Source organism: Aquabacterium sp. (genome assembly GCF_041915145.1).
Lineage (GTDB): Bacteria > Pseudomonadota > Gammaproteobacteria > Burkholderiales > Burkholderiaceae_C > Aquabacterium.
Window position 1 is genome coordinate 1 of the sequence record NZ_JAYSBZ010000037.1, and the last position, 18755, is coordinate 18755.

The 18755-nt window shown below is 70.0% G+C and carries 16 protein-coding genes; 14 read left to right on the top strand and 2 right to left on the bottom strand.

Features of this window, described 5'->3' with window-relative positions; translation table 11 throughout:
• The 7 genes from ACE3SS_RS08620 to ACE3SS_RS08650 all read left to right on the top strand — a co-directional run.
• A partial coding sequence (locus ACE3SS_RS08620; RefSeq protein ID WP_374592931.1) for a glutamate--cysteine ligase occupies positions 1 to 487 on the top strand: 487 nt, incomplete at its 5' end.
• 123 nt (positions 488 to 610) lie between these two features.
• Positions 611 to 2497, top strand: coding sequence for a potassium transporter Kup (locus ACE3SS_RS08625; RefSeq protein WP_374592933.1), 1887 nt, complete (start codon positions 611 to 613; stop codon positions 2495 to 2497).
• A gap of 3 nt (positions 2498 to 2500) precedes the next feature.
• Positions 2501 to 3442, top strand: a complete 942-nt coding sequence (gshB, locus tag ACE3SS_RS08630; protein ID WP_374592935.1) for a glutathione synthase — start codon at positions 2501 to 2503, stop codon at positions 3440 to 3442.
• Positions 3443 to 3464: 22 nt separating this feature from the next.
• A complete protein-coding gene (locus ACE3SS_RS08635; RefSeq protein WP_374592937.1) occupies positions 3465 to 5633 on the top strand; it encodes an FUSC family protein in 2169 nt (722 codons plus the stop codon).
• Positions 5634 to 5759: 126 nt separating this feature from the next.
• Entirely contained in the window at positions 5760 to 7097 is a 1338-nt protein-coding gene (locus ACE3SS_RS08640) for a patatin-like phospholipase family protein (RefSeq protein WP_374592939.1), read from the top strand.
• A gap of 55 nt (positions 7098 to 7152) precedes the next feature.
• Entirely contained in the window at positions 7153 to 9054 is a 1902-nt protein-coding gene (locus ACE3SS_RS08645; RefSeq protein WP_374592941.1) for an ATP-binding cassette domain-containing protein, read from the top strand.
• 242 nt (positions 9055 to 9296) lie between these two features.
• Positions 9297 to 10712 (top strand): ATP-binding protein, encoded by a 1416-nt coding sequence (locus tag ACE3SS_RS08650; RefSeq protein WP_374592943.1) that lies wholly within the window; start codon positions 9297 to 9299, stop codon positions 10710 to 10712.
• Here ACE3SS_RS08650 and ACE3SS_RS08655 read toward each other — a convergent pair.
• The gene (locus ACE3SS_RS08655; protein WP_374592945.1) at positions 10684 to 11217 is read right to left on the bottom strand and encodes a hypothetical protein; all 534 of its coding nucleotides are present in this window, start codon (positions 11215 to 11217) and stop codon (positions 10684 to 10686) included. The two genes, ACE3SS_RS08650 and ACE3SS_RS08655, sit on opposite strands and share 29 nt — an antisense overlap.
• A 163-nt stretch (positions 11218 to 11380) precedes the next feature.
• Here ACE3SS_RS08655 and ACE3SS_RS08660 point away from each other — a divergent pair, with 163 nt between their 5' ends.
• The 5 genes from ACE3SS_RS08660 (at position 11381) to ACE3SS_RS08680 (ending at position 16535) form a co-directional block, all read left to right on the top strand.
• Complete coding sequence (locus ACE3SS_RS08660; protein ID WP_374592947.1) at positions 11381 to 12460, top strand: AraC family transcriptional regulator; 1080 nt, start codon at positions 11381 to 11383, stop codon at positions 12458 to 12460.
• 43 nt (positions 12461 to 12503) lie between these two features.
• On the top strand, positions 12504 to 13679 hold the full coding sequence (locus tag ACE3SS_RS08665) for an acyl-CoA dehydrogenase family protein (protein WP_374592949.1): 1176 nt from the start codon (positions 12504 to 12506) through the stop codon (positions 13677 to 13679).
• Positions 13676 to 15082 carry an acyl-CoA dehydrogenase family protein gene (locus tag ACE3SS_RS08670; protein ID WP_374592951.1) on the top strand — a complete coding sequence of 469 codons (1407 nt, stop codon included), beginning with the start codon at positions 13676 to 13678 and terminating at the stop codon, positions 15080 to 15082. Before ACE3SS_RS08665 ends, ACE3SS_RS08670 begins: the two co-directional genes overlap by 4 nt.
• Positions 15082 to 15879 (top strand): acetoacetate decarboxylase family protein, encoded by a 798-nt coding sequence (locus tag ACE3SS_RS08675; protein WP_374592953.1) that lies wholly within the window; start codon positions 15082 to 15084, stop codon positions 15877 to 15879. The genes ACE3SS_RS08670 and ACE3SS_RS08675 overlap by 1 nt, the downstream gene beginning before the upstream one ends.
• A 155-nt stretch (positions 15880 to 16034) precedes the next feature.
• Positions 16035 to 16535: a hypothetical protein gene (locus tag ACE3SS_RS08680; RefSeq protein ID WP_374592955.1), complete on the top strand. Its 501-nt coding sequence runs from the start codon at positions 16035 to 16037 to the stop codon at positions 16533 to 16535.
• A 15-nt stretch (positions 16536 to 16550) separates the two neighbouring features.
• Here ACE3SS_RS08680 and ACE3SS_RS08685 read toward each other — a convergent pair whose 3' ends face one another.
• Positions 16551 to 17024, bottom strand: coding sequence for a hypothetical protein (locus tag ACE3SS_RS08685; RefSeq protein WP_374592957.1), 474 nt, complete (start codon positions 17022 to 17024; stop codon positions 16551 to 16553).
• A gap of 195 nt (positions 17025 to 17219) precedes the next feature.
• Here ACE3SS_RS08685 and ACE3SS_RS08690 point away from each other — a divergent pair, with 195 nt between their 5' ends.
• Both ACE3SS_RS08690 and ACE3SS_RS08695 read left to right on the top strand, forming a co-directional pair.
• Positions 17220 to 17729: a GNAT family N-acetyltransferase gene (locus ACE3SS_RS08690; protein WP_374592959.1), complete on the top strand. Its 510-nt coding sequence runs from the start codon at positions 17220 to 17222 to the stop codon at positions 17727 to 17729.
• Positions 17707 to 18639 carry an SMP-30/gluconolactonase/LRE family protein gene (locus tag ACE3SS_RS08695; protein WP_374592961.1) on the top strand — a complete coding sequence of 311 codons (933 nt, stop codon included), beginning with the start codon at positions 17707 to 17709 and terminating at the stop codon, positions 18637 to 18639. Before ACE3SS_RS08690 ends, ACE3SS_RS08695 begins: the two co-directional genes overlap by 23 nt.
• The last annotated feature ends 116 nt before the right edge of the window (positions 18640 to 18755 follow it).

Below are 18755 nucleotides of genomic sequence, written 5' to 3' on the forward strand. Positions count from 1 at the left end.
ATACGGCATCAACGAAAAGCCCTTCGTGATCGTCAAGGCCGACAACGGCACCTACGGCATGGGCATCATGACCGTGCGCGACGCCAAGGATCTGACCGAGCTGAACCGCCGCACGCGCAACAAGATGAGCGTCGTGAAAGACGGCCAGCAGGTCACCGAGGTGATCATTCAAGAAGGCGTGCCGACCTACGAGCGCATCAACGAGGCGGTGGCCGAGCCGGTGGTCTACATGATCGACCGCTACGTGGTGGGCGGCTTCTACCGCGTGCATGCCGAGCGCGGCATCGACGAGAACCTCAACGCACCCGGCGCGAGTTTCGTGCCGCTGGCCTTCGCCGAGCCGATGCACCTGCCGCGCCCCGGCGCCAAGCCGGGCGCCAGCGTGCCGAACCGCTTCTACATGTACGGCGTGGTGGGCCGACTGGCCATGCTGGCGGCCAGCTACGAGCTCGAAGCCACCGACCCCGACGCCGAGACTTACGATTGACCGGCTGTGGCGCCTGGTCTTGATTCAGACCAAGGCAAATGCACGCCGGCGACGGCGTAACGCTGGCGCGCCGCCGTCGGGTAGCGGCACAATTCGCGATTCGGTGATCTTCGACGAATTCCTGTGCAGCCTCATCCGAAAGAAAAACTCACCCCCGCGCAACTGGCCGCCCTCACGCTGGGCGCCATCGGCATCGTCTACGGCGACATCGGCACCAGCCCGCTGTATGCGCTGAAGGAAGTCTTCACGCACGGTCACCTGCAGCTGACGGCCGAGAACATCTACGGCATCTTGTCGACGATGTTCTGGACGCTGACCATCGTGGTCACGTTGAAGTACGTCACCCTGATCCTGCGCGCCGACAACAACGGCGAAGGCGGCCTGATCGCCATGCTCGCCCTGGCCTCGACGGCGGTGAAAGACCGCCCCAGGGTGCGCGCGCAATTGCTCGGCATCGGCATCTTCGGCACGGCGATCTTCTTCGGTGACGGCGTCATCACGCCGGCGATCTCGGTGCTGTCGGCGGTGGAAGGCCTGAACGTGGCCGCGCCGGGGCTGGAGCACTTCGTGGTGCCGCTCACCATCATCGTGCTGGCCGGGCTGTTCACCGTGCAGAAGCACGGCACGGGGGGCATCGGCAAGTTCTTCGGGCCCGTCACGGCGCTGTGGTTCATCGTGCTGGCGGTGCTGGGCGTGCAGCACATTGCCAGCAACCCGGCCGTGCTGATGGCCGCCAGCCCGCACTATGCGCTGGGCTTCATCGTCAACCACCCCAAGCTGGCCTTCATCGCGCTGGGCGCCGTGGTGCTGTGCGCCACCGGGGCCGAGGCGCTGTATGCCGACATGGGGCACTTCGGCAAGCAGCCGATCCGGCTGGCGTGGTTCGCGCTGGTGATGCCGGCGCTGCTGCTCAACTACTTCGGCCAGGGCGCGATGCTGCTGGCGCACCCCGAGAACGTCAACAACCCGTTCTTCGAGATGGCGCCGCAGTGGGCGCTGTATCCGCTGGTCGGGCTGGCCACCTGCGCCACCGTCATTGCCTCGCAGGCCCTGATCTCGGCGGCCTTCTCGGTCACCAAGCAGGTGATCCAGCTCGGCTACCTGCCGCGCCTGCGCGTGCTGCACACCTCGGTCAACGAGACCGGGCAGATCTACATCCCCTTCGTCAACTGGATGCTCTTCGCCTGCATCGTGCTGGCGGTGGGCTTCTTCGGCTCCAGCAGCAAGCTGGCCGGCGCCTACGGCATCACCGTGACGATCGACATGCTCATCACCACCGTGATGACCTTCTTCGTGATCCGCTTCGCCTGGGGCTTGGCCTTGCCGATCTGCCTGGCGGCCACGGGGTTCTTCTTCATCATCGACCTGATGTTCTTCAGCGCCAACGCCATCAAGATCGTCGACGGCGGCTGGTTCCCGCTGATGATCGGCATGGTGATGTTCACGCTGATGATGACCTGGAAGCAGGGCCGCTCGCTGCTCACCGAGCGGCTGCGCGAGGACTCGATCGACCTCGAGCCCTTCCTCGAAGCCGTGTTCACCAACCCGCCGACGCGCGTGTCCGGCGCGGCCGTGTTCCTGAACGCCGGCATCGGCTCCACGCCCAACGCGCTGCTGCACAACCTCAAGCACAACAAGGTGCTGCACGAGCAGAACCTGTTCGTGACGGTGGTGTCCCACGAGGTGCCCTGGATCGGCTTCGAGCGGCGCGTCGAGATCAAGCCGCTGGGCCGCAGCTGCTGGCAGATCGTGCTGCACTTCGGCTTCAAGAACGAGCCCGACGTGCCCGAGGCACTGCGCCTGCTCAAGCAGCACGGCGTGAAGATCGACGACTTCGAGACCAGCTACTTCCTGTCGCGCGACATCGTCATCCCGACCATCGGCAGCGGCATGGCGCCGTGGCGCGAAAAGCTCTTCGCCAGCATGCACCGCAACGCGTCGTCGGCGGCGGACTTCCTGAATCTGCCGGCCAATCGGGTGGTCGAGCTGGGCTCGAAAGTCGAGATCTGAGCCATGAACCTGCTTTTCGTCGTCGACCCGCCCGACACCTTCAAGACCGACAAGGACTCGACCTTCGCGATGATGCGCGAGGCCGCCCGGCGCGGGCACGCGCTGTGGGTGTGCGAGCCCTGGGAGCTGCTCTGGCAGCACGGCGGCCTGGTGACGGCCTCGGCGCGGCTGATCGTGCTGACCGGCGAGCTGGGCGACTGGTACCGCGCCGGCGACCCGCAACCGATGGCGCTGCGCGACTTCGGCGCCGTGCTGATGCGCAAGGACCCGCCGTTCGACGCCGAGTACCTCTACACCACCCACCTGCTGACCCAGGCCGAGCGCGAAGGCGCCCGGGTGTTCAACAAACCGCAGGCGCTGCGCGAGCACCCCGAGAAGCTCGCGATCATGGAGTTCGCGCCGTTCATCACGCCCACGCTGGTGAGCCGCGACATGGCCGCGCTGCGCGCCTTTCACGCCGAGCACCGCGACGTGATCCTCAAGCCGCTCGACGGCATGGGCGGCATGGGCATCTTCCGCGTGCGCGATGACGGCCTCAACCTCGGCGCCATCCTCGAAACCCTCACCCATGACGGCGCGCAGACCATCATGGCGCAGCGCTACCTGCCGGCCATCAGTCAGGGCGACAAGCGCATCCTGCTGATCGACGGCGAGCCCGTGCCCTTCGCGCTGGCGCGCATCCCGCAGGGCGGCGAGGTGCGCGGCAACCTGGCGGCGGGCGGCAAGGGCGTGGCGCAGCCGCTGTCGGTGCGCGACCGCGAGATCGCCGAGGCGCTGGGGCCCACGCTCGCCGCGCGCGGTCTGCTGCTGGTGGGGCTCGACGTGATCGGCGACTGCCTCACCGAGATCAACGTCACCAGCCCGACCTGCTTTCAAGAGATCACTCAGCAAAGCGGTTTCGACGTGGCGGCGCGCTTCATCGACGCGCTCGAGAGTCAGCTCTGACACCCGGGGCGCGGCACGGCGCATGCGGCCTGACCTGAAGCTCACCAAGCGGCTGACGGCCGCGCAGCTCAACGGCGTGACCGTGGCGCTCGGCGTGGCCTTGGTGCAGGGGCTCGTCGGGCAAGGTTTCGGCGGCGAAGCAGGTTTGCTGGCGGCGGGTGGCGCCGTTTGCGCCGCGCTGCCCGACGTGCCCAACGCGCCGCACCGCGCCTGGCCGCGCATGCTGCCGGCCGCCCTGGCCACGGCCCTCGTGACGCTGGCGGTGGGCCTGCTGCGCACACAGGCGGTGGCCATGACGCTGCTGGTGGCGGTCATTGGCTTCACCTCGCTGATGACCATGGCCTGGGGCAAGCGCGCCGGGCCTTTGTCTTTCGCGCCGGTGCTGGCGCTGGTGTTCGCGATGGCGCGCGGGCCGGTGCCGGCCAACGCGGCCGAGGCCATCGTGCATGCCGGCTGGGCGCTGGCGGGCGCCCTGGCCTACGCTGGCTGGGGGCGCGCCATGGCGAGCGTGCTGCAGACGCGCTACATCGAGCTTGAAGTGGCGGCCGCCCTGCGAGCCTCGGCGCAGCGCCTGCGTTCGCGCGCCAAGCGGGTGAGCGGCGAGGTGCCGGCTGCCGGCGACAGCATCCGCAAATCCATCGTCGATGACGTGCAGCTCGCCGACGCGCTGCAGGCGGCGCGCGACCTGGCCTTTGCCGCGCAAGCGTCGGCGCAGGCGCGGCGGCACGTGGACGTGGTGCTCGGCCTGATCGAGTTGCGCGACCTGCTGCTGGCCAGCCGGCTCGACGTGCCGCTGCTGGGCGACGATGCCACCGCGTGGGGCTGGCGCCGCGCGCTCGCCGATTCGCTGCTGCGCCTGGCCCAACAGCTCGACGAGCTGGCGCGCGGCGTGGGGCAGGGCGAGCCGGTGCCGCCGCTGTCGGCGGCCGACTGCCGGCACGTGCTGGCGAGCCGCCTGCTGTCGGTGGGCGCGGCCGAGGGCGACCCGCGCAAGCACCTGGTGGCCGCGCTCGAAAGCCGCATGGGCCACATGTTCGACGACGTGGCCAACATGACCGAGCGCTGCAACGGGCCCGATCGCGAGAGCGTCTGGTCGCCCGCGCAGCTGCAGCTCTTCGTGTCGCCCGAGGGCTGGCCGCTGGCCGCGCTCCGGCCGCATCTGAGTCTGCAGTCCGGCGTGCTGCGCCACGCCTTGCGCGGCATGCTGGCCATGGCGCTGGCCTACGCGCTGGGCTTGTGGTTGCCGTGGGCCTCGCACCCGGCCTGGCTGGTGCTCAGCGTGGCGGTGGTGCTGCGCGGCAGTCTCGACCAGACCCTGGCGCGGCGCAACGAACGCATCATCGGCACGGTGCTCGGCTGCCTGCTGGTGCTGGGTCTCGCCTACCTCGGTCAGCGTGGGCTGCTGATCGTGAGCTTCATGGCCTCGGTTGGCGTCTCGCATGCCTACGTCAATGTGCGCTACCGCGTGGCGGCCACCGCGGCCACCCTGATGGCCTTGCTGCAGCCCTTGTTGTTGACGCCGGGCGCGGGGCCGGCGGTGTACGAGCGCCTGGCCGACACCTTCATCGGCGCGATGCTGGCCTGGGCGTTCTGCTTTGTGCTGCCGTCGTGGGAGCGCCGCTCGCTGGCGCGCCTGGGCGAGCAACTGCGCCGGGCGCTGGCGCGGCACGCGGCGAACGTGCTGGCGTGGTCGCCCAGCGCCGAGCGTCAACTGGCGCAGCGCTTGAGCCGGCAGCAGGCTTACGCGGCCCTGGCCGCGTTGGCTGGCGCGGGGCAGCGCACCCTGGCCGAGCCCAGCCACGTGCGCCTGCCCGATCGCGAGGTGGAGGCCCTGCTCAGCCGGGGCTACCGCCTGATGGCCTTGCTGGGCATCGTGCAGCAGCTGTTGGGGCGACGCCAAAGCCGGCTCGATGGCGAGCAGGCGCTGCCGGCCCTGAGCGAGGCAGCGCAAGCCTGCCAACAAGCGTTGCACCGGGCACCCGAGGTGGGGGCCGAGCCGGTGCCGCCGGACGCGGGCGTGCAGCACGACCCTGTCGAGGCTTCGGCGGGGGACATCTGGCCGGTGTTTCGGGGCGAGGGCGATCTCACGCCCTGGCTGCTGCGCCGGCTGCGCTTGTGCCAGGTCGAGGCGGTGGCGCTGCAGCGCGCCGAAGCCGCGCTGTTGGCGGCCGTGCGGCGTTCGCCAGCTTGAATCGCGTCGGCCGGGAGGCGGCATCAACCCGGCGCGCTCATGCTGGTTGCCCCTAAGCGTAGGGATGGGGCCCGGGGCAGGGCGGGAGTACCTTGAGTCGATTCATATTCAACTCAGGAGCCTGCCATGGCAGACAACGTCACCCGCGCCGAATTCGAGACTCGCGCCCAGCCTTACACCGACCGGGCCATCAAGCTGCGCGGCCGGCCGTTCAGCGACGTGGTCGATGCCCAGGGCCGCCAGTACATCGACCTCGTGCTCGAAGGCGGCGGCACGCTGGGCATCGCGCTGCTGGGCTACATCCACGTGCTCGAGCAGGCCGGGCTGCGCTTCATCGGCATCGGCGGCACCTCGGCCGGCGCCATCACCGCCACGGTGCTGGCCAGCGCCGACGTTCCGGCCGGCGAGCGCGGCCAGAAGCTGATCGACGTGGTCGCCAACATGCCGATGGCCAGCTTCATGGACGGCAAGAAACCCGGCGACCGCGACGCCGCCGACTTCGTCAACGCCTGCTTGTCCGGCAAGGGCACGCTCGCCAAGCTGTGGGCGGGCGCGCAGGTGATCGACAACCTGCGCGAGATCAACGGCCTCAACCGCGGCCAGACGTTTCTGGACTGGCTCACCCACACGCTGGCCGAGTACAACGGCGGCCGCCCGATGACGGTGGCCGCGCTGCGCCAGCGCATGACCGACGTGCCCGAGCTGCTGGTCTCCGACGGGGCGCTGGCCTCCGACTTCGCCACGCTCGACAAGCCGCCCTACGAGACCCTGCCCGATGGCCGCCGCCGCATCGCGCTCAATCGCGAGCGCGACTACCTTTGCGTGGTCGCGGCCGATGTGTCCACGCAGAGCAAGACCGAGTTCCCGCGCCAGGCCAAGTTGTATTGGGCGCAGCCCGAGCAGGTCAACGTGGCCGAGTTCGCGCGCGCCTCGATGTCCATCCCCGGCTTCTTCGCGCCCTTCACCGTGCCCTCGCTGCCGGCCGACGTGGCGCGCCCGCTGTGGCGCGCCGAGCGCGTGTGGGCGGACGAAAATTTCGAGGGCGACTTCCTGCCCAGGCAGCATTGCTTCGTCGATGGCGGCGTGCTGTCGAACTTCCCGATCGCGGCCTTCCACTCGCGCAACCGCGTGCCGCTGCGCCCGACCTTCGGCGTCAAGCTGCAGTGGGACGAGCACAAGAACGAGGTGCACGACCTCATCGACATCGCGCGCGGCGCCGTCAACAGCGCCCGCAGCGCGCTCGATGACGACTTCATCGACCAGAACCCCGACTACAGCCGCCTCGTGGCCTACATCGACACCGGCAAGATCAGCTGGCTCGACTTCGAGATGAGCGCGGCCGACAAGCTCGAGCTCTTCGAGCGCGGCGCGCGCGCGGCGGCCGAATTCCTTGAAGGCTTCGACTGGACCGACTACAAGCGCGTGCGCCGCCTGCTGCTGCAGGCGCAGAGTCTCGAAACCTGAGCCGTCGCAACAGTGTGCCGTGGGGTGGCGGACGGGGTGACGGACAATCGCCCCCATGGCTCTTCTATCGCTTTCTGATGCGTGCCTGGCCTTCGGCCACGTCGCGCTGCTCGACCACACCGCGCTGTCCATCGATGCCGGCGAGCGGGTGGGCCTCATCGGCCGCAACGGCACGGGCAAGTCCTCGCTGCTCAAGATCCTCGGCGGGCTCGAAAAGCTCGACGACGGCCTGCTGCAGCAGGTGCAGGGCCTGCGCATCGCCTACGTGGCGCAGGAACCGCAGTTCGCCCCCGAGGCCACCGTGTTCGACGCCGTGGGCGAGGGCCTGGCCGAGGTGCGCGACCTGCGCGCCCGCTACGAGGCCCACGCCCCGCACGAAGACCTCGACGCACTGCAAAGCCGCATCGAGGCGCTCGATGGCTGGACGTGGGAGCAGCGCGTTGACGCCACGCTGCAGAAGTTGCAGATCGACCCGGCGCGGCCGATGAGCCAGCTCTCGGGCGGCATGAAAAAGCGCGTCGCGCTGGCGCAGGCCTTGGTGGCCCAGCCCGAGGTGCTGCTGCTCGACGAGCCCACCAACCACCTCGACCTCGACGCCATCGCCTGGCTCGAAGAACTGCTGCGCGCCTACCGCGGCAGCATCGTCGTCATCACCCACGACCGCGCCTTCCTGGACAACGTGGCCACGCGCATCGTCGAGCTCGACCGTGGCCAGCTGCGCAGCTACCCCGGCAACTTCGCCGCCTACGAGGCCACCAAGGAACGCGAGCTGCTCGACGAATCGCTCGCCAACGCGCGCGCCGACAAGCTGCTGGCGCAAGAAGAGGTGTGGATCCGCAAGGGCGTCGAGGCCCGCCGCACGCGTGCCGTGGCCCGCATCAAGCGGCTCGACGTGCTGCGTGCCGAGCGCGCTGCGCGGCGCGACGTGGTGGGCCGCGTCAAGCTCGAACTCGATGCCGGCGCGCGCAGCGGCAAGATCGTGGCCGAGCTCGAGAACGTGAACAAGAGCTTTGGCGACAAGACCGTGGTGCGCGACTTCAGCGCCACCATCCTGCGCGGCGACAAGGTTGGCCTGCTCGGCCCCAACGGCGCGGGCAAGACCACGCTGCTCAAGCTGATCCTCGGCGAGCTCGCGCCCGACAGCGGCACGGTCAAGACCGGCAGCAACCTCGCCGTGGCCTACTTCGACCAGATGCGCGAGGGCCTCAACCTCGACGCCACGCTGGCCGACACCATCAGCCCCGGCAGCGAGTGGATCGAGATCGGCGGGCAGCGCAAGCACGTGATGAGCTACCTGGGCGACTTTCTGTTTTCGCCGGCGCGCGCCAACTCGCCGGTCCGCACGCTCTCGGGCGGCGAGCGCAACCGCCTGCTGCTGGCGCGGCTCTTCGCGCGGCCGGCCAACGTGCTGGTGCTCGACGAGCCCACCAACGACCTCGACATCGACACGCTCGACCTGCTCGAAGACCTGCTGCAAAGCTACGCCGGCACGGTCTTCCTGGTGAGCCACGACCGGCGCTTCGTCGACAACGTGGTCACCTCGATCGTGGCATCCGAGGGCGACGGCCGCTGGCGCGAGTTCGAGGGCAATGTGCAAGATTGGCTCGTGCAGTCGCAACGCAGCCGCGCGGCGGCGGCCAAGGCTGCGCCTGCGCCGGCCCAGGCCGCTGCATCGGTCGTTGCCCCGGTCGTTGCGCCGACGCCCGTGGTGCCTGCGCCCGTTGCGGCGGCCGCCAAGCGCAAGCTCAGCTTCAAGGAGCAGCGCGAGCTCGACGAGCTGCCCGGCCGCATCGCCGCGCTGGAGTCCGAGCAAAAAACCTTGGGCGAGCAGCTGGCCGATGGCGACCTCTACAAGCGCGAGCCGCAACGCGTGCCGCAATTGCAAGCGCGCTACGACACCATCGACGACGAGTTGATGACGCTGCTGGAGCGTTGGGAGCAGTTGGGCGCGCGCTGAAAGCTCGGCGCGTGGCAAGCCAGTCGCGGTTTAACCCCGTGGTTTGACCGGCAAGGCTTGCCTCGTCGCGGCGACTCGGTAATGATCGCCGTGCCCGCTGATCCGCATCGATGCGACGGCGAGGCTGCGTTGGTCTTGACGCTTGTCGAGCAGCTGGCGCATCCGGGAACAGGGAGTTCCAGGCACGGGCGGCCCACGCGCAGACGGGGCGTGCATCCGGTGCACCACGATCACGCCTATTGATGAGCAGTACGCCGATTGCCTTGACTCGGCACTTTCTTTCGGCCCCCGACATGGCGGCCTTCGTGTTCGGCCTGCTGGCCGTGTTGTACGCCGCGCTGTGGTGGCGCGACCGCGAGCGTGGCATGTCGTGGCTGGCCGCGAGCTTCGCGCTGATGGCGGTGGTGTTCGCCAACAACGAGCGGCACATGCCGCAAACCCCTTACGTCACCTTCCCGGTCTGGTCGAGCGTCATCCTGAGCTCGATCATGATGATGACCGTCGGCCTGGTCGATTACCTGAGCATGCCGCCACGCTGGCGCCGCGTGCTGTTGCCGTGCCTGCTCGCGCCGAGCGTCGGCTTGATGGCCTGCTATGCGCTCGGCGTGCCGGTGCTGCGATCCGCCTCGAACGTGGCGGGCACGGTGCCGTATCTCGGCTCGGCGGGCCTGGCCTTCTGGGCGGCGCGACACGAGCGCGGCGCCGGGCACGCGCTGGTGGGGCTGGCCTTGCTGTCGATCCCGGCGGTGGGCATCGGGGCGGTGCTGATGGGGTTGGACGCGGTGGTGATCCGCTACTACGGCGCGTTGCCGCTGATGTTCTTCGGCCTGACCTTGCTCACCACCAGCCTGCTGCGCCGACGCCGGGCGCTGGAGGCCGAGGTGTCGCGCCGGGCACGCGCCGAACGCGCGCTGATCACGCTGAACATGTCGCTCGAAGAGCAGGTGGCGCAGCGCACGGCCGACCTGCAAGGCATGGTGGCGGGGCTGGAGAGCTTCAACCGCAGCGTGTCGCACGATCTGCGCGGCCCGCTCGGTGGCATCGCCGGCACGGCGCGGCTGGCGCTCGAGGGGTTGCAGCGGGGCGACGCGGCGCCGGCCTTGCGCATGTTGCCGGCCATCATCGACCAGGCCGAGATTTCGACGCAGCTGGTGGCGTCGTTGCTGGAGCTGGCGCGCGTGGGCGATGCGCGCCTGCAGCGTCGTCGTGTCGATCTGCGCGCGGTGGTGGATGCGGCCGTGCGCCAGATCGCGCTGACCGACCCCTCGCGCCCCATGCCTGCGTTGCACGTGGGCGCGCTGCCCGAAGTGCAGGCCGACGCCGAGCTGCTGCGCCCGGTGTTCGTCAATCTGATTGGCAATGCGCGCAAGTTCGCCGCCACGCGCAACGATGCCCGCATCGACATCGGCGCCAGCAGCGATGCCGATGGGGTCACGGTGTTCGTGCGCGACAACGGCGTGGGCTTCGACTCGCACGCGGCACGCCGGCTGTTTCAGCCCTTCGTGCGCCTGCACGGCCCGCGCTTCGAGGGCACGGGCGTGGGGCTGAGCATCGTGCGGCGCGCGGTCGAGCGCCACGGCGGGCGCGTCTGGGCGCAAGCCGAACCCGAGCGGGGCGCGTGCTTCTACTTCACGCTGCCGGTCGAGCCGGCGGCGTGAGCGCGCGGGTGCCGCCCAGCCGCGCCAGCAGGGCGTGCAGCAGGGCGGTGACTTCGTTGGCGTCGTTCACGAAATAGCGCGCCGGGCCGGGGCCGGGGGCACCGATCTGCACGGTCAGCCAGTCGGACGGGGCGTCGTCGAACAGCGGTTCGGCGTGGGCCTTGCTCACCACCACCATCGCGCCGCAGCGGCTGTGCTGTTGCACGGCGGCCAGCGCCTCGCGCTTGGACAACGGGCCGTCGGTCAGCCGGGGTTCGCCGTCGCGGCCCACCACGTAGCGGATCTCGTCGGGCAGCTGCGCGAGCAGGCTGGCGCGTGGCTGGCTCGACACCACGGCCACGCGGGCCTGGCTGGCCAGCTGGCGCAAGGCATGGCGCAACTCGGCGGCCCGCTCCGGCGGCGGGGGCGCGCGCCACAGCTCGTCGAAATCGAATGCGAACAGGGTGCGCCCGACGACGGCGTAGTCGAGCGCCTGTGAGCCGGTTTCGGAGAACAGATAGTCCATCGACCGGCTGGCGCAAGCATCGTGCCTGCTGGTCCGCACGTTGCCGGCGCGTGGCGTGCACGCTGGCGGTGCGCCGGGCTGCGGGTGAATATGGATAGTCCCGCCAGTCAATCTATTGATAATTTCGGACAAAGCCTTTCACCCGCCTGCTTGCGAGCTCACCATGCCCCGATGGAACTTTCGACGCAGCACGGCCAGCGCACGCTTGATGGTGGACTTCGCCGCCGAGCGGGGCTGGTCGGCCCAGCAGATGTTGCGCGGCACCGGCATTTCGGAGCCGATGCTGGCGAGCGCGCACGCCGAGATCGAGGCGGCGCAAGAGCTGCAGATGGTGCGCAACCTGGTGGCCTTGTCGGGCGACGAGCCGGCGCTGGGCCTGCTGGTGGGCTCGCGCTACCGGCTCACCACCTACGGCATCTGGGGCTATACGCTGCTGTCGAGCCGCACGCTGGGCAGCGCGATCGAAGTGGCGCTGCGCTACCTGAATCTCACCTATGCCTTCGTCGCCATCACGCTGCGGCTGACCGACGAGGCGGTCGAGCTGGTGCTCGACGACAGCGAGGTGCCGGCCGATGTGCGGCGCTTCCTGTTCGAGCGCGATGGGGCCGCCATGCTGGCCCTGGGGCGCGAGCTGCTCGGCCAGGCCGATCTGGTGCAGTTCATGCGCTTGCGCGTGACCCTGCCGCGCGAGCCGCAGGCCGCCGAGCGCTACCGGCAAGTCTTCTTCAACGAGCCGACCTACGGGGCGCGCGAGAACGTGGCGGCCTTTCCGCGCGCGGTGTTCGACCTGACCCTGCCCATGGCCAACGAGCACACGGCGCAGCACAGCGAAGCCTTGTGTCGGCATCTGCTCGAAACACGCCAGACGCATACCGGGTTGGCCGACGCGGTGCGCGACCACCTGCTGCGCCAGCCCGGCCGCATGCCCGACATGGAGGCGGTGGCCACGGCGCTGTGCATGACCTCGCGCACCTTGCGTCGCCGGCTCGACGACGAGGGCGTGTCGTTCCGCAGCCTGCTCGACGAAGTGCGGGCCACGCTGGCGGTCGAGATGCTGCGCGAGCCGCAACTCACGCTCGACGACATTGCCGAGCGCCTGGGCTATGCCGAGGCGGCCAGCTTCATCCTGGCCTTCAAGCGCTGGAAAGGCGTGCCGCCCTCGGCGGTGCGACGCGAGCTGGGGCTGAGCGCGCGCAAGGTGCGCAGCGCCCGCAGCGTGAGCCGGCAGGCGCCCCCCATCTAACTGTCAGCGGGCGCCCGGTCGCGACCCGCGCCGGAGGACTGCGATGAGCGATGTCTTGCTCAGCGATGCCGATCGTCAGGCGTTTGTCGACGCCGTGCAGCGCTACGCCCGCACCGAGCTGGCCGCCTTGACGGCGCGCCCCGAGCACCCGATGCGCCCCGAACAACTGGCGCAGACGCTGCACAGCGTGGTCGAGCTCGGCCTCGTCCACCACGACCCCGAACCCGCCTGCGGCCTGTGGGACGTGCCGGCCGACGCCTCGCTGCGCCGCTTCAGCGTCGAGGCGCTCACGCAGCTGGCGCAGGTCAGCCCGGCGGTGGCTTATCAAGTCCACAGCCTCGCCTTGGGCGCGCTGCTGGACCGCCGCGCGGCCGTCAGCGGCCAGCCGCCGGCCGACGTGATGCTCGACGGCCGCTGGGGCCTCGGTCGTCAGGCCTTGGGCCGCGCCTTGGCGGGCGCGCCCTTGTCCGTTGCCGACAGCGCCTGGCTGACCGATTGCTGGGCGCCGCCGCAGGCCGGCGCGCCCCGCCTGCTGCTGGCCTCGCCCGACTGGCGCGCCGTGTGGTGGCCGCAGTGGAGCGCCGCATCAGGCTGGGTCTGGTGCCGACGCAGCCGGGCGCAGCTCGATGTGCGCGAATTGCCGCATGCCCACGGCTTCGACGAGCTGCGCTTGTTCGAGGTCAGCTTGCGACCAGGCGCTGTTACCGAGCCGGGAGCGGACTGGGCCGACGCGCATGCCACCGCCTTCGTCGAGCTGCAGACCTTGCACGGCCTGGGGCTGCTGGCCCTCGGCGCCGGGGCGGTGCGCCGCGCCATCGACCGCGCCCGCGACTACGCCCAGCTGCGCCGCCAGGGTGGCAAACGCATCATCGAACACGCCGCCGTGCAGCAGTTGTTGGCCGAGGCCGAGCACAGCCTGTGGCTCACGCAGACCACCTTGTCTGCCTTGTGGGCGAGCGCCCCCGAGCGCGCCACGCTGCATGCCGTGTGGCGCGCCCGCGCCCGCCTGCAACCGCAATTGACCGACGCCGCCAGCCGCGCCCTGCAAGTGTTCGGCGGCATCGGCTACATGCGGGACACCGGGGCCGAGAAAGACCTGCGCGACGTCAACACGCTGCGCCAGCTGGGCGGCTCGCCCGCCGAGCTCACGCTGTGCTGCGCCGCGCTCGACGACCCACCGCACCCGTCCGTGCACGCATCGCAAGGAGTGGCCGCATGAGTGGCGTTCATCCTCGGCATCTGGCGCCGGCTGCCTCGGCCCCGGCTGACCATCTCGATGGCCACGTGGCCGCCGCCCACCCGCTGTCGCCGCGCGCGGCCCAGCAGGATCTGCCGCCGCTGATCCGCCAGCTCTACCGCTACGCGCCGCAGAGCCTGTGGCAGATCGAAACCGAGCGCCTGCCGCGCGACCTGCGCCGCCTGCGGGCCGACGCCCGGCGCTTCGCCGACGACGTGCTCGCGCCGCTGGCCTTGCAGGTCGATGCGCTGCCGCACTGGCCCGTCGGCCAGACCCCGCCCGAGTTGCAAGACCTGCTCGTGCAAGCCGGCCGCGCCGGCTGGCTCAGCGACCTGCTGCCCTGGCCGCTGGGCAGCGTGCCGCCGCTGCGGGCGCGCCACTCGCTGCAATGGGCGGCGAGCATCAAGGTCGAAGAGTTCTCGCGCGCCTGTGGCGGCCTGATGCTGCTGCTGTCGGCGCACGCGCTGGGCATCGCGCCGCTGCTGCTGTCGGGCAGCGTGGCGTCCATCAACCGCTTCTTGCTGCCGGCCTTGCGCGAGAACCAGCGCGGCCAGCCGCATCTGTTCGCCTTCGCCATCACCGAGCCCAGCGCGGGGTCGGACGCCGAAGACGGTCATGGCGCCGCCGTGGCCAAGCCCGCCCTGGTGGCGCGCCGCGCGCCGGGCGGCTGGGTGCTCAACGGGCGCAAGTGCTTCATCAGCGGCGGCGACGTGGCGCAGAGCTTCACGGTGTTCGCCGCGCTGGAGGTCGACGGCCGCAGCGAAGGCTTCGAGTCGTGGACGTGCTTCCTGGTGCAGCGCGGCATGGCGGGCTTTCGCCCCGTGCGTACCGAGCTGAAGATGGGCATGCGCGCCTCGGGGGCCGCCGAACTCGAATTCGTCGACGTCTTCGTGCCCGACTCGCATGTGGTGGGCGGGGTGCGCGGCGGCTGGGCCCTGAACCGCCAGACGCTCAACCTCTCGCGCCTGCCCGTGGCTTCGATGGCGGTGGGCTTTGCGCAAGCCGCCTGCGACATCGCCATCGACTTCGCCTGCCGCACCCAGCTCGGCGGGCAGGCGCTCGTCCACCAGCAAGACGTGCAGCTCACGCTGGCGCAGATGCTCACCGAAACCAGCAGCCTGCGCGGCCACCTCTGGGCCTGCGCGCGGACCTGGTCGCCGCGGCAGGGCGTGGCGTCGATGAACAAGTTCCACGCCACCGACACGGCGATGAACGTGATCCAGCAGGGCATGGACCTGCTCGGCCACCAGGCGCTGCGCCACGACCTGCGGCTCGAAAAGGTCTACCGCGACTGCCGGCTCACCCAAATCTTCGAAGGCACCAACCAGATCAACCGCCTGGCCGTGATCGAAGACCTGCAAGAAGACTTCCTGAGGAGACTCTGATGCGCCCCATTGACGACCCGTTCTTCGACTGCCCCCGCACCACCTTGCCGACCAGCGAGGGCGAGGTGGACTTCCCGATCCTCTACCTCGACACCAGCACGCTGGTGGCGGGCTTCTGGGTCGATGCCGAGGCGGCGCGCGCCTGCATCAAGGGGCAAGGGCTGCGCCTGGCCATGACGCTGGGTTCGCGCGCCATGGTCATGATGGCCTTCTACAACTACCGCGTCACCACCGTGGGGTCGTACAACGAGGTGGGCCTGGCCATTCCCGTGGTGCCCGAGAACGCGCCCGCCGGCACCCGCTGGATGCAGGCGCTCACCGATGTCGACAGCCCCAAGCGCGATCTCGGCTACTACGTGGTCCACCTGCCGGTCACCACGGCGGCGGCCAACGCGGCCGGGCGCGAGGCCTGGGGGCTGCCCAAGTTCGTCACGCCGATCGATTTCACGCTGCAAGGCCGCGAGGTGACCATGCGCGTGCGCGATCCCGAACGCCCCGGGCAGACCAGCGCCGCCATCTGCGAGCTCTCCGGCAGCATGGGGCTGGGCGTGCCCGGCCCGAGCATTGGCGTGGTGCTGTATTCGCAGCTCAACGGGCAGAAGCTGCGCGCCACCGTCAACGTGCGCGGCGGGGGCGACCTGCACCTGCCCGGCAGCCTGCGCCTGAGCGTGGGCGCCTCGGCGCATCCCATGGCCCGCACGCTGCGCGAGCTGGGTCTGCATGGCGCCCGCCCGGTGTGGTTGAGCGCGACGCACAAATTCCAGTCGCGACTCAATCTCGGGGTGCCTTACGCCTGACGCCTCGGCGGCGCAGCACCCGGGTCACGGGGGTGCGGTCGGCAAAAGCGTGAACAACTGCGTCCTGAACGCTTGTTTGAAGCGTTCACCAACCTGGGCAGCGTAGTAACTTTCCGCCTGCGGTGTTCGCGCGCCTGCTTCACTCATTTCAGCCCATGGCCCACGTCTACAAGCCCACCTTTCGTCGTCGCGTCGTCAACTTCGTCACCAGCGACGCGGCCGTCGCCGCGCTGATCGCGGCCAGCGTGCTGTCGGTCACGTCCGTGGTGGGCTTGTACGCTTCGTCGTCGCAAGAGCGTGCTCATCGCGACACCGGCGCCGATGCGTTCAGCGGCCGGCCGCCGCCGGTCTGGATGCCGCTCAAGCCGGTGCGCGCGCAGATGTCCGACGGCAACATGCTCGCCGTCAAGGTGTCGCTGCAACTCAGCAAGACCAAGAGCTCCGACGAGCTGAGCGACTACGCCGGCGTGTTCGGCTCGCTGGTCGAGCGCGCCGGGCAGCACACCTCGCGCCGCGATCTGCGCGCCGAAGACGGCATCGAGCGCTTCGGCATCCAGATCCAGCGCGACCTCAACGACTACCTCGACGAGCACGACGCCACGCCGTCGCGCGTCACCAGCGTGCTGTTCGACGAGCTGGTGCAGCTGCCCAACTGAACCGCTGCGGGGCGATCAGCTCAGCGTGGACGCGTGCAAGGCGTGGCGCAGCCGGGCGCGGCTCAAGGTGGCCTGCGCCGCCGCGCGCTCGGGCGTGACCACCGGCAGGGCGTCAACCCCGTCCGCGCGCACCACCTGCAACGTCGAGAACGGGTTCTTGCAGCGTTCCAGCCACGTCACCCACTGCAGCATGCGCGCGTGGCCGCGGCCCTGGCGGTAGCTGTCGTGGATCACCAGCGGCCCGTGCGCGAGCGTGCGGCCTCGACGCTGGCGCGACATCCGCAGCGTCGAGAACCCCACGATCAGCCGATCGCTGCGACGCCGCACCAGCACCGCGCCGGACTGCCCGCACATGTGCGTGATGAAGTCGTCCAGCGACACCTCCGGGCGGGTGTGCTGGTGCACCAGGTGCATCTGGTGGATGTGCGACAGCGTGATCTGATCGATCGGCTTGTACTGCGTGAACGTGCGATGAACGGCGGAACTCATGGTCGAACCAAGGTGCAAGCGCGGGCCCACGACAGGCCGCATGAGTGCCATCGTGCACGAGTCGCCGGGGGGTGTGTTGCGGGCTAGCCCGAGGCTCTCCCCCAAGCGAGGGGCGGGTCTGCCCGAGGACTGCCGGTAGCAAGCGCCGGCCCGCTCTTGTGATCGAGGCGCGGCGTTTCGTACACTGCCACGACCATGCCAGCGAGCCATATCGTTGTCGTCGACCCGACCTCGGCCGAGCACGTGCAGGCCGCGCGCGAGCTGTTCGGCGAAATCGCGCTGACCCTGCCGCCGGCCCTGCAAGACGGCGCCTTCGCCAGCGAGCAGGCGCAGTTGCCGGGCGGCTACGCGCTGCCCGGCGGCGCGCTGCTGCTGGCGCTCGTTGACGACGCCCCCGCCGGTTGCGGCGCGCTGCGCCCGTGCCCCGGCACCGACTACCCCAACGCCTGCGAAATCAAGCGCCTGTACGTGCGCCCCGCCATGCGCCGGCTCGGGCTGGGCCGCGCGCTGGCCCTGGCCTTGATCGACCGCGCCCGCGAGGCCGGCTACTCGGTCGTGCTGCTCGACACCTTCAGCGAAACCGAAGCCGTGCGCGGTCTGTACGCCGACCTGGGCTTCGAGAGCATCGAGCCCTACTACTTCAACCCGGTGGCCGGCTCGCACTACTTCAAGATCGATCTCGATGACCTCATCTCGCGCTTCTGAGCCCGCCGCGCCGGGCTCGCCGATCGAGGTGGTCACCGCTCCCGCGCTGCTGGGCGAGTCGCCGCTGTGGTCGCCGCGCGAGGGGGTGCTGTATTACTGCGACATCGCCGGCCGCGCGCTGCACCGCTACAACCCCGCCGACGGTTCCGACCGCAGCTGGACATTCGAGTCCGAGCCCGCCTGCTGCGCGCTGGCCGAGGGCGGCGCGCTGCTGCTGGCGCGGCGCGACGGCCTGTGGCATTTCGACCCCGCCAGTGGCGCCAGTCGTCGGCTCGCTCCGCCGCCCTACGACCCGACCGTCGAGCGCTTCAACGACGGGCGCGTCGACGCGCAAGGTCGCTGGTGGATCGGCACACTCTACGAGCCTCGGCAGCCCGCCCTGGCCGCGCTGTATTGTTTCGAGCGCGGCGTGTTGCGGCGCGTGCGCGGCGACGTCACCGTGTCCAACGGCCTGGCCTTCAGTCCGGCGGGCGACACCCTTTATTGGGCCGACACCACCCGCCACACCATCTTCGCTTTGCCCTACGACGGTGCGCGCGGCCAGCCTGGTGCACGTCGCGTGCTGCGCTGCTTCGAGCGTCGCGCGGCCGATCAGCCGCTGGCCGACTACGGGGGCCGACCCGACGGCGCGGCCATCGACTCCGAAGGCGCCTACTGGGTTGCGATGTACGAGGGCGCGCGGCTGCTGCGCCTGGCTCCCTCCGGCGACATCCTGTGCGAGCTGCGTCTGCCCGTGCAATGCCCCACCATGCCCTGCTTCGGTGCGGCTGATCTGCGCACGCTCTATATCACCACGGCACGGCTCAATCGCCCCGCCGACGAGCTGTCGAGCCAGCCCGCTGCGGGCTGCGTCCTGGCCGTGCGCGTCGACGTGCCCGGCTTGCCGCCAGGGCAGGTGGAATGGCGTTGACCGGCCTCGCCCGGCCGTGCGCTTTGCTCATTCCTTGCCGTATCGCAAGTACAGGGTTTTGCCGAATCGGGGTTACCGCATATAATCTTTGGGTTTTGCCGTTCCTGACACCCTGA